This is a genomic window from Agromyces sp. NPDC058104 (assembly GCF_042884835.1).
GTDB lineage: Bacteria > Actinomycetota > Actinomycetes > Actinomycetales > Microbacteriaceae > Agromyces.
The window spans coordinates 577,101-590,370 of sequence record NZ_JBHVTD010000002.1 but is presented as its reverse complement, the minus strand read 5'-3'; the positions used below and the strand labels follow the sequence as shown (position 1 = coordinate 590,370).

Here is a 13,270-nt window from a genome sequence, read left to right as displayed (position 1 = left end):
CTTCGACAGATGGAACGGCCGGTTGAGCAGGCGGCGCCGACGGCACGGCCGGCGCGGGCGCTGCGCCCCCGCAGGGCGTGGTCGGATGTCGCGTTCGGCGTCTGGGGGGTCATCGTGCTCCTCTTCCTCTTCTCGCCGATCCTCGTGATCATCGCCTCCTCGTTCAACGTGGGCCGCCTGCTCGTGTCGTGGGAGTCGTTCGGCTTCGACTCGTTCCTCGCGCTGTTCGCGAAGCCCGCGCTGCGCGACGCCGTCTGGATCTCGGTGCAGACGGGCTTCATCGCCGCGCTCGTGGCGACGCTGCTCGGCACGCTCGCGGGCATCGCGATGGCGCGGCACGCCGGCAAGTGGGTCTGGTGGTTCCTCGGGCTGCTGCTGCTCGTCTCGGTGACGCCCGAGATCGTCGACGCGGTCGCGCTGCTGCCGTGGATGGTGTTCCTCGGCCAGGATCTCGGCCTGTCGATCTTCAACGACGGCATCGTGCGCCTCGTCGTCGGCCACTCGCTGTTCTCGGTCGCGGTCGTCTCGTACCTCGTGCGCGCGCGCCTCGTCGGCCAGGAGCCGAAGCTCGAGGAGGCCTCGGCCGACCTCTACGCGACCCCGGCGCGCACCTTCCGCAAGGTGACGCTGCCGCTCGCGATGCCCGCGGTGCTGGCGGGGTTCCTGCTGTCGTTCACGCTGAGCCTCGACAACACGGTCATCGCGGCCTTCGTCTCGGTGTCGGGGTCGACACCGTGGCCGGTCTACGTGCTCAGCGCCCTGCGCAGCGGGCTGCGACCCGAGATCGCCGCCGTGTCGACGGTCATGCTCGTGCTGACGCTGGTCGCACTCGGGCTGGTGGCGCTCGTGCTCCGGCGCGCAGGCGACTCGGCCGCGGACATCGCCCGGACGATGGGCGGCGGCTGAGCGCATCCCGCGGGCCCCGGCTCGGGACCGTACGCAGAACGGGGGCGCACCGGAAGGTGCGCCCCCGTTCTGCGTACGTCGTGCGTCAGGCGCAGACGGTCGTGAGCTCGGTGATGCCCTCGGTGAGCGCCGTGAGGTGGTCGCCCATGGCCGAGACGTCGGCATTGGCCGGGTCGGCGAGCATGCCGTCGACGTAGGTGACGTACTCGGTCATCGCGGCAGCCGCGCCGTCGGCGGCGGTCTTGACCTCGGCGTTGCTGATCTGCGCCGCGGTCTCGTTGACCGTCTGCTCGGCGCCCTTGAACGCCTCGAGCGCGGCGGCGGGGTCGCTCGTGTCGACCGACGCGAGGCCCTCGAGCTCGGCGAGCGTGGTCTTCACGAGCTCGCACGCCTCCTCCTTCGACTGGTCGCCGGCGGGCGCGGCGTCGGAGCTGTCGGTCTTGGCGTCGCTCGTGCTGTCGGCTGCCGGAGCCGCACCGCCGGCGGCGCAGCCGGTGAAGAGGAGGGCGAGCAGCGCGAGCGAGGCGGCGGCGAGCGGGCGTGATGCGGTCATCGTGGTGTTTCCCCCAAGAGAGTTCGGCCCGGGTCGTTCCCGGGCCCCGGTACATCCAAGCAGGCACCGCCGACGAGCGGAAATGGGGACCCCTGCCCACCGCGCGAACGTCACCCGACGTTCACCGATAGCGCTCGGTGATCGCGACGCCGATCGCAGCGAGCCGCTCGCGCAGGCTCATCGGCTCGATCACCTCGGCCTCGCCGGCCCACGCGGCCAGGCGCCGGGCGAGCACCTGCTCACTCGGCGCAGTGACGCGCAGCCGCACGCGACCGTCGTCGCCCGCAGCACCCTCGTCGCTCGTGCCGGGCACCCAGCCGCGGAACTCCTCGAGGGCTGCGGCATCGACGAGCACCGTCGCCTCAGCCCTGCGCCGCGCCGCGTTCGCCGCCGTGCGCAGCGCCGCCCACTCGGCGTCGAGGTCGAATGCCTCAGGCCGTTCGAAGCGCTCGTCGAGGAGGAGGACGTCGGCCATGCGGTCGACGCGGTAGCTGCGCCGTGACGCGCCGACGGCCGGCACGGCGAGCGACCCCGCGCCGTCGTCGGCATCGGCCCGACCGGCGACCGCGTCGGCGATCAGGTACCAGACGCCGCGGGTCTCGATGAGCCCGAGCGGGCGCACCTCGCGCAGTGCGGCCTCGCCGCCCCACCGCGTGTAGGCGAACCGTGCGACGCGCCGCTCGAGCACGGCCTGCTGCAGGAGCTCGACGGCCCGGGGCGGTCGCGTCGCGGGGGCGTCCCACCCGCTGGCGTCGACGATCACCGCGTCGGCGGCGGCCTCGGCGTCGGCGCGGAACGTCGCGGGCAGGGCCCTGAGCACCTTGCGGAGCGCCGAGCGCGTCGCGTCGCTCTCGTCGGCGCGCGGCCCGAGCAGCAGGAACAGCGCCCGCGCCTCCGAGGCGGTGAAGCCGCTGAGGTCGGTGCGCCCCTCGCCGAGCAGCTGCCAGCCCCCGCCGCGACCGGGCTGCGGATAGACCGGGATGCCGGCGGCTGAGAGCGCCTCGAGGTCGCGGCGAGCGGTCGCCACCGAGATCTCGAGCTCCTCGGCGAGCTGGCGGGCGGTGACGCGACCGCGCGCCTGCATGACGAGGAGGGTGGCGACGAGCCGGTCTGCGCGCATGATCCGATTCTCCTCGCAAAAGTAGTCAGAAGGTGAGCACTTCTGCGTTCGATCATGGATGCACCAGGCGACGACGGGTCGCCGGAACACGAGGGAGAACCCCATGCTGCGAGGCATCGCCACCATCAACTGCTACGTCGACGACCCCGCCGCGGCGGCGACCTGGTACACCGAGGTGCTCGGCATCGAGCCGTACTTCTCGCGCCCCGGGCCCGACGGACGACCCGCGTACGTCGAGTTCCGCATCGGCGACCACCAGCAGGAGCTCGGCTTCATCGACCGGCGGTTCGCCCCGGCAGGGCTCGGCGCCGGCGCGGGCGGCGCGCTCGTGCACTGGCACGTCGACGACCTGGAGCGCGCACTCGCCCGCCTCATCGAGCTCGGCGCCGCGCCGCTCCTGCCGATCACCGAGCACGGGCCCGGGTTCGTGACCGCGTCGGTCGTCGACCCCTTCGGCAACGTGCTCGGAGTCATGACGAACGTGCACTACCTCGACATGCTCGCCGCCCGCGACGAGCTCGTGCAGGAGGGGTGAGGCGGGGGCGCCGCCGCTCCGCCTCAGGCGGCGGAGTCCTCCCGCGCCGCGCGCGCCGAGCGCCGCGAGCGGCCTGCGAGCTCGGCGAGGACGTCCTCGTGCTCGGGCACCCATCCGAGCGAACGGGCCTTCGCACCGCTCGCCCGCTGGTCGAGGAGCAGCGCGTCGGCGAACTCCGCGCCGAGGCGGGCGCGCGAGGCGTCCGCTCCTTCAGCGACGACCCCGCTTGCGCCGCCGGCGGCGACGACGGCCTCGGCCACCGCGCGCACCGTCGTCGGCGAGCCGTCGCTGCCGATGACGCGGCCGAGCGCGTGCTCGTGCTCGAGCGCGCGCCGGTAGAGGCGGGCGAGATCGCCGACGTGCACCCACGTCCAGTGCTGCTCGCCGTCGCCGATGAGCAGGATGCGGTCGTCGGCGTCGCGCGGCGCCTCGGTGACGAGCTGCACGAGGCCGCGGTCGTCGCCGTAGACGACGCCGGGCGCGATGATCGTCGCCGAGACGGATGACTCGAGCAGCCGCTCCTCGATCGGCAGCCGCCACGCGACGAGCTCCGGCGCATCGGGCCGGCCGTCGTCGTCGAGCGCCTCGCCCGCGCCGTAGGCCCAGATGCCGCCGGTGTGGACGTACCGGCGGGCGGTGCCGCCGAAGACCTCGACGACGGCGTTGGCGATCGCGGCGTCGAAGGCCGCGGCGTCCGCCGCGGGGGCGGCCGTGTGCACCGCGCCGTCCACGTCGGCGAGGAGCGGCTCGAGCCACGCGGCATCCGTCGCCTCGCCGATCGCGGCGGTGGCGCCGCGCGCCTCGACCGCTCGGGCGGCGCGCTCGCTGCGCACGACCGCGACGACCTCGTGCCCCGCTCCGACGAGCTCGTCGAGCACCGCCGATCCGATGTATCCGGTTCCCCCGGTCAGTAGAATCCTCATGCCTGCGACGCTACGGAGCGGACGCCGGTTACTTCAACGGAACTTCCCTCGAGGGAAGCACGAGCCGTCATCGGGGGTCGGATGCCGCAGCACCACGTCACGATCGCGAGCCCGGCCCCGTCGCCGGGCGACGACGAGGTGCGCGACGCGCTCGCGCCCGACTGCCCGAGCCGCGTCATCCTCAGCCGGATCGGCGAACGCTGGACGATGTTCGTCATCCTCGCCCTCTCGCGCGCGGGCACGCTGCGCTTCACCGAGCTGCGCGCGAGGGTCGGCGAGGTCACCCCGAAGGTGCTGACCGAGACGCTGCGCGCGCTCGAGGCCGACGGGCTCGTCGAGCGCCGCGCCTACGCCGACTCCCCGCCGCGCGTGGAGTACTCGCTCACCCCGCTCGGCGACTCCCTCCTCGAGCCGATCGCCGCGATGCGCGAGTGGGCCGAACGGCACGTGCCCGAGGTGCTCGCCTCCCGCGAGCGCGCGGCAGGCTGAGGCCGTTCGCCCGCCGACCGCGACGCGACGCCCGGGCACCGGTACCGGTGCGCCGCCGTGCCGATTACATTGGGCGAGTGACCCGAGCGCTCATCGTCATCGACATCCAGCAGGACTACTTCCCCGGTGGGCGTCACCCGCTCGTCGGCACCGACGCGGCGGCGGCGCAGGCCTCGCGGCTGCTCGCGGCGTGGCGCGAGCGCGGCGAGCCCGTCGTGCACGTGCAGCACATCTGGGACGCACCCGACGCGGCGTTCTTCCAGCCGGGCACGCCGGGGGTCGAGATCCACCCCTCGGTCGCACCGCTCGCGGGCGAGGCGCTCGTGACGAAGGAGAACCCGAACTCGTTCCTCGGGACCGACCTCGGCGACCGGCTGCGCGCGCTCGCCCCCGACGAGCTCGTCGTGGCCGGCATGATGTCGAGCATGTGCGTCGACGCGACCGTGCGCGCGGCGGCCGACGCGGGCTTCACGGTGACCGTCGCCCACGACGCGTGCGCCGCCCCCGATCTCGAGTTCGGCGGGGTCGTCGTGCCGGGCGCCCAGGTGCATGCCGCGTTCATGGCCGCGCTCGACGGCAGCTACGCCGCGGTCGCGAGCGCCGAGGAGATCCTCGCGCAGGGCTAGCACATCCCGGATTCTTCGCTTGCGAAGCATCCATTTCACCGCCGAAAGCACCTTCAGGGCGCATCGCATGCAGAACTTCTCCGATTCTTCCGTTTGCGAGAACCGCCCGCGCGTGTGACCATCGATGGCATGATCACCGTCGATGCCACCGCCGAAGCCGCCGACCAGCTCGACGCGCTCACGCTCGGCCGGCGCATCCGCGACCGCCGCACCGCCCGCGGCATGACCCTCGGCGAGCTCGCGCGCGCCATCGACCGGGCGCCCTCGCAGGTCAGCGCGATCGAGAACGGCAAGCGCGAGCCGCGCCTCTCGATGCTGCGGACGATCGCCCTCGCGCTCGGCACCTCGGTCGACGAGCTGCTGCGCACCGACGCCCCGAACGAGCGCGTCGCCCTCGAGATCGCCGTCGAGCGCGCGCAGCGCGGGCCCGTGTTCGCGGCGCTCGGGCTCGACCCGTTCCGCGTCGCCAAGACGATGAACGACCAGACGCTGCAGACGATCCTCGCCCTGCACAACGAGATCGACCGCCTGCACCGCGAGCGCGCGGCCACCCCCGAGGAGGCGCGCCGCGCCAACGGCGAGCTGCGCGCCGAGATGCGCGCCCGCGACAACTTCTACCCCGAGCTCGAGCAGAAGGCCGCCGAGCTGCTCGAGGCGGTCGGGCACACCGGCGGGCCGGTCTCGCACCAGCTCGTCGCCGACATGGCCTCGCACCTCGGCTACTCGCTGCACTACGTCGGCGACCTGCCGCACTCGACCCGCTCGGTGACCGACAAGCACCACGGCCGCATCTACCTGCCGACGCAGCAGTCGCCCTCGCGCGACTCGCGCTCGCCCATCCTGCAGGCACTCGCGAGCCACCTCCTCGGCCACGAGGAGCCCGCGAACTACGGCGACTTCCTGCGCCAGCGCATCGAGACGAACTACCTCACGGCCGCCCTGCTGCTGCCCGAGCAGGCTGCCGTGCGCTTCCTCTCCGAGGCGAAGAACCTGCGCCGCATCTCGATGGAGGACCTGCGCGACGCCTTCGCCGTCTCGTACGAGACCGCGGCGCACCGCTTCACGAACCTCGCGACCGCCCGCCTCGACATCCCCGTGCACTTCACGAAGGTGCACGAGTCGGGCACGATCATCAAGGCCTACGAGAACGACCGGGTGCGGTTCCCGAGCGACGCGCTCGGCGCGATCGAGGGAACCACGATGTGCCGCAACTGGACGGCGAGAACCGTGTTCGACGTCGAGGACCGCTACAGCCCGTGGTACCAGTACACCGACACGCCCTCGGGCACCTTCTGGTGCACCTCGCGCATCGAGAAGGCGAAGGAGGGCGAGTACTCGGTGTCGGTCGGCGTGCCGTTCGAGCACGTGAAGTGGTTCCGCGGCCGCGAGACACCCCATCGTGCGGTGTCGCGCTGCCCCGACCCGGCATGCTGCCAGGCGCCGTCGGGCCTCGCCGAGAAGTGGGCGGATGCCTCCTGGCCCGCCGCGCGCACGCCGACCTCGCTGCTGGCGGCGCTGCCCACGGGCACCTTCCCGGGCGTCGACCAGACCGAGGTCTACCAGTTCCTCGAAGCGCACGCGCCGAACTGATCCGACACCGACCCCGTGCGGGCGGTCGCCATCGTGCCGAGGCCACCGCTCGTCGCACGACCGCGCCCGGGCGGGCCGGCCTCGAGCCGGCCCGCCCGGGCGTCGGTCGAACGGCTAGCTCGCCACCTTGCGGAGCTCCCTGCCGTGCACGGTCAGCGCGTAGATCACGAGGATGTCGAGCACGATCACGATGAGCGACCACCACGGCTGCGCCGGCAGCAGGAAGAGCTGGCCGATCGCGTTGACGATCGCGAGGATGATCGCCACCACGCGCGCCCAGGTCGCGCCGGCGAACAGCGCCAGTGAGGCCAGGATCAGCACGATGCCGATGAGCAGGTGCCACCAGCCCCAGCCGGCGACGTTCATGAGGAACAGGCCCTCGTTCGTCACGAAGTAGGCGCTGTCGGGGCCGATGATGGCCATGAGGCCGTAGATCGCGTCGAAGATGCCCGCGACCAGCAGCATGATCGCGGCGAAGTAGCCCCAACCGACCCAGCCGGTCGTTTCGGTGTCGCTCATGATTCCTCCCAGTGGATTCGGCGGGCGCCGCACGGGCACGGCCGCGCGTCGCCTCGGTTGCCGCCACGGTAGCGAGCACCTGCGCGCACAGGCATCACTCAGGTTGCATGATTCCGGCGCCCGCCGCCCGGCGGATCAGAGCCGGCCGATCCCCGACACGATGACGAAGACGCCGATCACGACGAGGATGAGCTCGCTGATCGACCGGCTGTTCCGCGACATCCAGTCGCGCATCGTCGTGAGCCGCGGAGCGGTCCGTCCGGGCGCGACCCTCGCCGAGACGATGGGCACGGCGACCGTCGACGCGCCGATCACGACGAAGCTGGCGATCACCACGACCGATTCGACGGCCGTGAGGCCTGCGCCCCGGATCGAGAGGGCCGCCGCGACGACGAGGAGCAGGCTCTTCGGCCGGATGTTGAGCACCGCGCCGAGGGCGAGCGCCTCGCCGCGGCCGAGACGGCTCAACCTCCCGAGCCATTTGGGCGGCTGATCGGTCGAGGTGCCCCGCGGGCGGAATCGACTCACGACGGCGATGACGAGGATGAGCGCGCCGACGACGATCTCGGCGATGCCGACGGCCTGCTCGGGCTCGCGCTGCGACCCCTGGCGGGGCAGCGCCTGCGCGAACAGCGTGCACCCGATGACGAGCGCGGTCATGCCGACGAGCCACCCCGAGAGGAACGGCACGGCGACGCGGTCGCCGTTGGGCGAGAGCAGGATGGAGAGCGTGACGAGGATCGGCACGGAGCTCGCCGCGACCGCGACCGCGATCGGCACGACATGTGCGAACGCCTCGAGCATCCCGCTCATGCCGTGCCGATCGCCGACTCGTCAGTCCTCTTCACGTCCAGCCGGCGTCACGCCTTCGGCGGGAGGTGGTAGCCGATGTGCACCGACTCGATCGACCCGTCGAACGCGAACGGCATGCGGTCGACGTACGCCCGCGACACCGCGCCGCCGTACGCCCGGCCGATGTCGAGGCAGTCGTTCGCCGAGAACAGCAGCGGCGCGCTGACCGGGACCGTGCCCGACCCGACCTCGGCGCCGTCGACGCGCAACGCGACCGAGAGCGGCCCGCCGGGGCGCGGCTCGACGTAGTCGGTCACGACCTCGACCGTCACCTCGCCCGCCCCGATCGGCGACGCGGACGCGATCGTCGTGCGCTGCACGAGGAACAGGTTGTACTCGTAGGTGAGCACTCCGTCGACGAAGAAGCACGTCAGGCCGCCGCCGGAGCCGCCGAGCTTGTAGAGCACGCCGTTCGCGCGCTCGGGGAGCTGCAGCTTCATCGTGACCGTGTTCGGCTTGTTGCCGAGCGCCGGCGCGCAGAACTCGGGGACGCGCACCGTGTCGCCCGAGAGGTCCCACTCCGTGTATGCCGGCCCGAGCCGGAACTCGGGGTGGTAGACCGGCACCCACAGCCCGCCGCCGACGGGCAGCACATCGTTCTTGGCCGCCTCGATCGCGAACAGCTCCTTCAGCTGCGAGAGCTTCTCGGGGTGCTCGGCGGCGAGGTCGTGCGCCTGGCTCCAGTCCTCGTCGAGGTGGTAGAGCTCCCACGCGTCGGCGTCCGGCGTCCACGTCGCGATGCCGGGAGGGGCTCCCGGCACCCACGGCAGGCGGGGTCCGGTCGCCGACGCCATCCAGCCGTCGGAGTAGATCGAGCGACTCGCCATCACCTCGAAGTACTGCACCCGGTGCCGCCCCTCGGCGCCCGCGTCGTCGATCGAATAGGCGAAGCTGGTGCCGTCGATCGGGTCCTGCGGGATGCCGTTGACCATGTCGGGGTGCGAGATGCCGAGGATCTCGTAGATGGTCGGCACGACGTCGATCACGTGATGGAACTGCGTGCGCGGTTCGGGATCGTGCGCGATGCGCCCGGGCCACTGGATGAACATCGGGTTGCGCGTGCCGCCGAGGTGCGAGGCCATGAGCTTCATGCCCTGGTACGGCGTCGAACCCGCCCAGGCCCAGGCGGCGTGGTACTGGTTGTCGGTGGCCGGGGTGCCGAGGGCGTCGAGCCCGCCGAGCTCCTCGAGCGCGGCGATGTGCTGGTCGATGGTCGTCGGGATCATGTTCTGGGCGAGGAGCTCGCTGATCGTGCCGTTCTGGCCCTCGCCCGACGAGCCGTTGTCGCCCCAGATGTAGAGGATGATCGTGTCGTCGAGGTAGCCGAGTCGCTCGAGCTCGTCGACGAGGCGCCCCGCCTGCACGTCGGCGTGCTCGCCGAAGCCGGCGCACACCTCCATGAGACGCGCCTGGAACGCCTTCTGGTGGTCGGGGATCTCGTCCCAGCCCTGCAGGCTGTCGGGCCGAGGCGTGAGCTCGGCGGTCTCGGGGATCCAGCCGGCCGCCTTCGCGCCCTCGTGCGCCTGCTCGCGGTAGGCGTCCCAGCCGTCGTCGAACCGGCCCCGGTACTTGTCGGCCCACTCCTTCATGATGTGGTGCGGCCCGTGGATGGCCCCGGTCGCCCAGTACATGTAGAAGGGCTTGTCGGGGGCGTTCGCCTTGTGGTCCCGCAGCCAGCGCATCGCGTCGTCCGCGAGATCCTCGCTCAGGTGGTACCCCTCTTCGGGCGTCCTTGGGGGCAGCACCCCCGTCGTGTTGCGCACGAGGTTCGGTTCGTACTGGGATGCCTCGCCTGCGAGGAAGCCGTAGAAGTACTCGAACCCGTATCCGGTGGGCCAGCGGTCGTACGGACCCGACGACGTCGTCTCCTCGGCGGGGGTGTTGTGCCACTTTCCCCAGGCACCCGTCGAGTAGCCGTAGTTGCGCAGCACCTCGGCCATCGTGGCGCTCGACTTCGGGATGTGACCCGAGTAGCCGTCCCAGTCGTTCGCGAGCTCGGCGATCTGGCCGCTCCCGACACGGTGGTGGTTGCGGCCGGTGAGCAGCGAGGCGCGGGTCGGCGAGCACATCGCCGTCGTGTGGAAGCGGTTGTAGCCGAGGCCGTTCGAGCGGATGCGATCGAGCGTCGGCGTCTCGACGACGCCACCGAGCGGCTTCGGCAGCGCGGGCCCGGCGTCGTCGATGAGGATGACGAGCACGTTGGGCGCCTGCTCGCCGAGGCGGCGCTCGGGCGGCAGCGGCGAATACGTCGATTCGGCCAGGGTGCGGCCGGGGATGCTGCCGGACGGCTTGGGTGGGAACGGCAGCGTGCGGGCCGGTGGCAGCGGCCTTCCGACGATCGAGTGCGATGCGGTGTCGGTCATGCGATGCTCCTGTCTTCCCCCGCCCCCGGGGCGCAGTCCTGGGTCCACGGCGCCGGGCGCCGACGCTCCATCGTGATCGACCGATGGGCCGACGGCATCACGCAGATCGCGCGATGCAGACACGCCGCCCATCATTCGCGTGATCTGCATGATGCGGAAGCCCGTGAAGGGGGGTGGGATCGGGAGCACCGATTGGAGCCCGGCATGGACCACCTCGAACTGCTGCGTCGCCTGGCGATCGACGACGACCGGCTCTCGGGCGAGAGCCTGACCGAGCCCGGCGACGGGCCGCTGAGCCCGAAGGCGCTCGCACTGGCCCGCCTCGGTGCGCTCTGCGGCGTCGGCGGCACGGACGCCTCGTTCTCCTCCGCGGTCGACGCCGCGATCCGGGCGGGCGCGACCGGGCCCGAGCTCGTGCACCTCGTGGTCGCGGTGGTGCCGGTCGTCGGCATGCCGCGCGCGGTGGCGGCGGCGCAGCACCTCGCGGTGGCGCTCGGACTCGACCTCGAGACCTTCGTCCCGTCCGACAGCTGAGACTCAGCCGAGCAGTCGGAGCTCCCCGGCCCGGGCGACCGCAGCGCCCCGCGTCGTGACCTGCAGCTTGCGGTAGATCGAGCCGAGCTGCGAGCTCACGGTGTTGCGCGAGACGAACAGCCGGTCGCCGATCTCACCGATCGTCAGGTGCGTCTGGAGGTACGGCAGCAGCCGCAGCTCGGCGGGCGTCAACGGCGAGGTGCCGAGCACCTCCCTCGAGTGCTCGATCGAGGACCGCAGCTCGGCGACGTCGTCGAGGAGGGTGCCGAGATCGGGTCGCACGCGCACGAGGTCGTCGATCTCCTGCAGCAGGTGCGCCGCCGTGGAGCCCTTGCCGAGCGCGACGAAGGCGCGGGCGAGCTCGAGCCGGACCTTGACCGCGAAGACCGGCATCACGTGCGTGCAGAGTCCCCGGTCGCGCATGGCGCGCGCGAGCAGGCGCTTCGCCGCCGGCCCGTCCTGCCTCCGGATCGCGACGCGGGCGCCGACCGCGAGCAGGAGCGTGGTGGTCGCGTAGCCGTCCATGCCGTGCTCGTCGATCGCGGTGAGCCCGCGGTCGACGTGGGCTGCGGCCGTCGCGGCGTCGCCGCGGTCGAGGGCGATGATCGCGAGCTCGGCCTCGCTCAGCACGATCGAGTCGGCGTTGCCGAAGAGCTCGGCCTGGCCGGAGGATCGTTCGAACGCCTCGACCGCACCGTCGACGTCGCCCGCGAGCAGCCGGGTCCACCCCACGAGATGCAGTGCCTGGTCGTGCCACAGGCTCGACGGCGACTCCGACTCGAGGCCGAAGGCCGCGTCGGCCGTGGCCGCGTCGAGCCCCTCGCGCCACATGATCACCCGCACCATCGCACGGGCCGAGTCGTAGCTCGGCAGTCCGAGCTCGGCCGGCCCGTCGTACTCGATGCGATCGAAGAGCCGGGCCCAGCCGTCGGCCTCGGCGGCGTGTCCGTCGAGGATGGCCCGGAGCCCGGCGAGCACGACGAGCGGCGGGTACTCGGCGATCGCCTCGGGGCCGAGCTCGTGCATCCACCGCGCGACCGCGGCGAGCTCGCCGGCCTGATAGGCGCCGAGCGCCCGCTCGGCGACGAGCCGCACCGACCGCCGTCGGTCCCCTGCGGCGAGCAGGTGCTCGATCGCGAGCGCGACCTCGCCGTGCGCCTCGCACCACTCCGCCGCCTTCAGGTGCACCGCGGGGCCCGAACCCGGCTCGGCGCGATCGAACTCGGCGAGCAGGAACTCGCGGAAGAGCTGGTGGTACCGGTACTCGCCACGACGCCGGTCGATCGGCACGAGGAAGAGCCCGCGGTGCTCGAGCTCGTTCAGGCGCCCCCGCGAGTCGTCGCGCTCGAGCACCGCGTCGCAGCATCCGGCCGAGAGGTGCTCGAGCAGGGCGGTGCGCCGCAGGAACGCCTGGTCGTCGGCGTCGAGTGCGCGGTAGCAGGCCCGGTAGAGGTAGTCGGCGACGAAGCGGTCGTCGCCGCCGATGTCGACCGGGTGGCCGCCGTCGCGTGCGGCGAGCGCGGCGAGCGCGACGCCGGTCGGCCACCCCTCGGTGTGCGCCACGAGCCGCGTCAGGTCGTCGTCGTCGGCGACCGCGTCGAGCGTCTCGAACACCCGCCGGGCATCGTCGACGTCGAGGCGGAGCTGATCGGCACCGATCTCGACGATCTCCCGGTCGAGGCGGAGGCGCGACAGGAACTCGGGCACCTGCCGGCTCGCCATGACGACCTGCGACCCGCTCGGGATGCGGGCGAGCGCGACCTCGAGCGCGTCCTGGCAGGCCGGAGCCCCGGCCTCGTGGAGGTCGTCGAGCACGAGCACGAACGGCGACTCGACGAGCTCGATCGCGGCGGCGAGCATGGGTGCGGCCCGTCCGAGCACCGCTGGCCCCGTCATCGGAAGTGCGGCCACGGCGGCGAGCCGCTCGTCGCCGGGCACCGCGCGGTCGAACGCCCCGGCCAGCACGTTGACGAGCGCCGAGGGGTCGTTGTCGAATCGATCGAGCGAGACCCAGACGACCACGCGGTCGTCGCGCTCCGCCCACTCTCGCAGCAACGTCGACTTGCCGTAGCCGGCGGGCGCCGCGAGGCTCACGAGCGGAGCGCCCGTCGCGCGGGCGCGATCGATCAGGCGCCGGCGGCTCACACTGCCGCCGCGACCCCGTGGCGGCGCGAACTTCGGCGAGGCCGCGTCGGCGACCGATCGCGACGAAACGTCCTCGTGCACGGTCGTCAGTCCGTCCATATCCGGATTCTATGTA

General features: G+C 72.4%; 13 protein-coding genes. 6 read left to right on the top strand and 7 right to left on the bottom strand.

Annotated elements, in window-relative coordinates; translation table 11 throughout:
• Nucleotides 1-9 precede the first annotated feature (9 nt).
• Nucleotides 10-906 (top strand): ABC transporter permease, encoded by an 897-nt coding sequence (locus ACFVTH_RS10680; protein ID WP_387090291.1) that lies wholly within the window; start codon nt 10-12, stop codon nt 904-906.
• A gap of 85 nt (nt 907-991) precedes the next feature.
• Here ACFVTH_RS10680 and ACFVTH_RS10675 read toward each other — a convergent pair whose 3' ends face one another.
• Both ACFVTH_RS10675 and ACFVTH_RS10670 read right to left on the bottom strand, forming a co-directional pair.
• A complete protein-coding gene (locus tag ACFVTH_RS10675; protein WP_387090288.1) occupies nt 992-1,459 on the bottom strand; it encodes a hypothetical protein in 468 nt (155 codons plus the stop codon).
• Between the two features lie 121 nt (nt 1,460-1,580).
• A complete protein-coding gene (locus ACFVTH_RS10670) occupies nt 1,581-2,579 on the bottom strand; it encodes a helix-turn-helix transcriptional regulator (protein ID WP_387090286.1) in 999 nt (332 codons plus the stop codon).
• Between the two features lie 103 nt (nt 2,580-2,682).
• On the opposite strand from ACFVTH_RS10670, the gene ACFVTH_RS10665 reads away from it, so the two are divergent.
• Nucleotides 2,683-3,114 carry a VOC family protein gene (locus ACFVTH_RS10665; protein ID WP_387090283.1) on the top strand — a complete coding sequence of 144 codons (432 nt, stop codon included), beginning with the start codon at nt 2,683-2,685 and terminating at the stop codon, nt 3,112-3,114.
• A 23-nt stretch (nt 3,115-3,137) separates the two neighbouring features.
• Here ACFVTH_RS10665 and ACFVTH_RS10660 read toward each other — a convergent pair whose 3' ends face one another.
• Nucleotides 3,138-4,037 carry an NAD-dependent epimerase/dehydratase family protein gene (locus ACFVTH_RS10660; RefSeq protein WP_387090281.1) on the bottom strand — a complete coding sequence of 300 codons (900 nt, stop codon included), beginning with the start codon at nt 4,035-4,037 and terminating at the stop codon, nt 3,138-3,140.
• A gap of 81 nt (nt 4,038-4,118) precedes the next feature.
• On the opposite strand from ACFVTH_RS10660, the gene ACFVTH_RS10655 reads away from it, so the two are divergent.
• The 3 genes from ACFVTH_RS10655 to ACFVTH_RS10645 all read left to right on the top strand — a co-directional run bounded on the left by ACFVTH_RS10655 (nt 4,119) and on the right by ACFVTH_RS10645 (nt 6,742).
• Nucleotides 4,119-4,526, top strand: coding sequence for a winged helix-turn-helix transcriptional regulator (locus ACFVTH_RS10655; RefSeq protein WP_387090278.1), 408 nt, complete (start codon nt 4,119-4,121; stop codon nt 4,524-4,526).
• Nucleotides 4,527-4,603: 77 nt separating this feature from the next.
• Complete coding sequence (locus ACFVTH_RS10650) at nt 4,604-5,152, top strand: cysteine hydrolase family protein (protein ID WP_387090276.1); 549 nt, start codon at nt 4,604-4,606, stop codon at nt 5,150-5,152.
• 129 nt (nt 5,153-5,281) lie between these two features.
• A complete protein-coding gene (locus ACFVTH_RS10645) occupies nt 5,282-6,742 on the top strand; it encodes a helix-turn-helix domain-containing protein (RefSeq protein WP_387090273.1) in 1,461 nt (486 codons plus the stop codon).
• 114 nt (nt 6,743-6,856) lie between these two features.
• Here the strand turns inward: ACFVTH_RS10645 and ACFVTH_RS10640 are convergent, their stop codons facing one another.
• The 3 genes from ACFVTH_RS10640 to ACFVTH_RS10630 all read right to left on the bottom strand — a co-directional run bounded on the left by ACFVTH_RS10640 (nt 6,857) and on the right by ACFVTH_RS10630 (nt 10,476).
• Entirely contained in the window at nt 6,857-7,261 is a 405-nt protein-coding gene (locus ACFVTH_RS10640) for a hypothetical protein (protein WP_387090270.1), read from the bottom strand.
• Nucleotides 7,262-7,396: 135 nt separating this feature from the next.
• A complete protein-coding gene (locus ACFVTH_RS10635; RefSeq protein WP_387090267.1) occupies nt 7,397-8,074 on the bottom strand; it encodes a GAP family protein in 678 nt (225 codons plus the stop codon).
• A 47-nt stretch (nt 8,075-8,121) separates the two neighbouring features.
• Complete coding sequence (locus ACFVTH_RS10630; protein WP_387090265.1) at nt 8,122-10,476, bottom strand: arylsulfatase; 2,355 nt, start codon at nt 10,474-10,476, stop codon at nt 8,122-8,124.
• Between the two features lie 204 nt (nt 10,477-10,680).
• Between ACFVTH_RS10630 and ACFVTH_RS10625 the strand changes: the two genes are divergently transcribed.
• Complete coding sequence (locus tag ACFVTH_RS10625; RefSeq protein WP_387090262.1) at nt 10,681-11,010, top strand: carboxymuconolactone decarboxylase family protein; 330 nt, start codon at nt 10,681-10,683, stop codon at nt 11,008-11,010.
• A 3-nt stretch (nt 11,011-11,013) separates the two neighbouring features.
• Here ACFVTH_RS10625 and ACFVTH_RS10620 read toward each other — a convergent pair whose 3' ends face one another.
• Nucleotides 11,014-13,254: an AAA family ATPase gene (locus ACFVTH_RS10620; protein ID WP_387090259.1), complete on the bottom strand. Its 2,241-nt coding sequence runs from the start codon at nt 13,252-13,254 to the stop codon at nt 11,014-11,016.
• Nucleotides 13,255-13,270 lie beyond the last annotated feature (16 nt).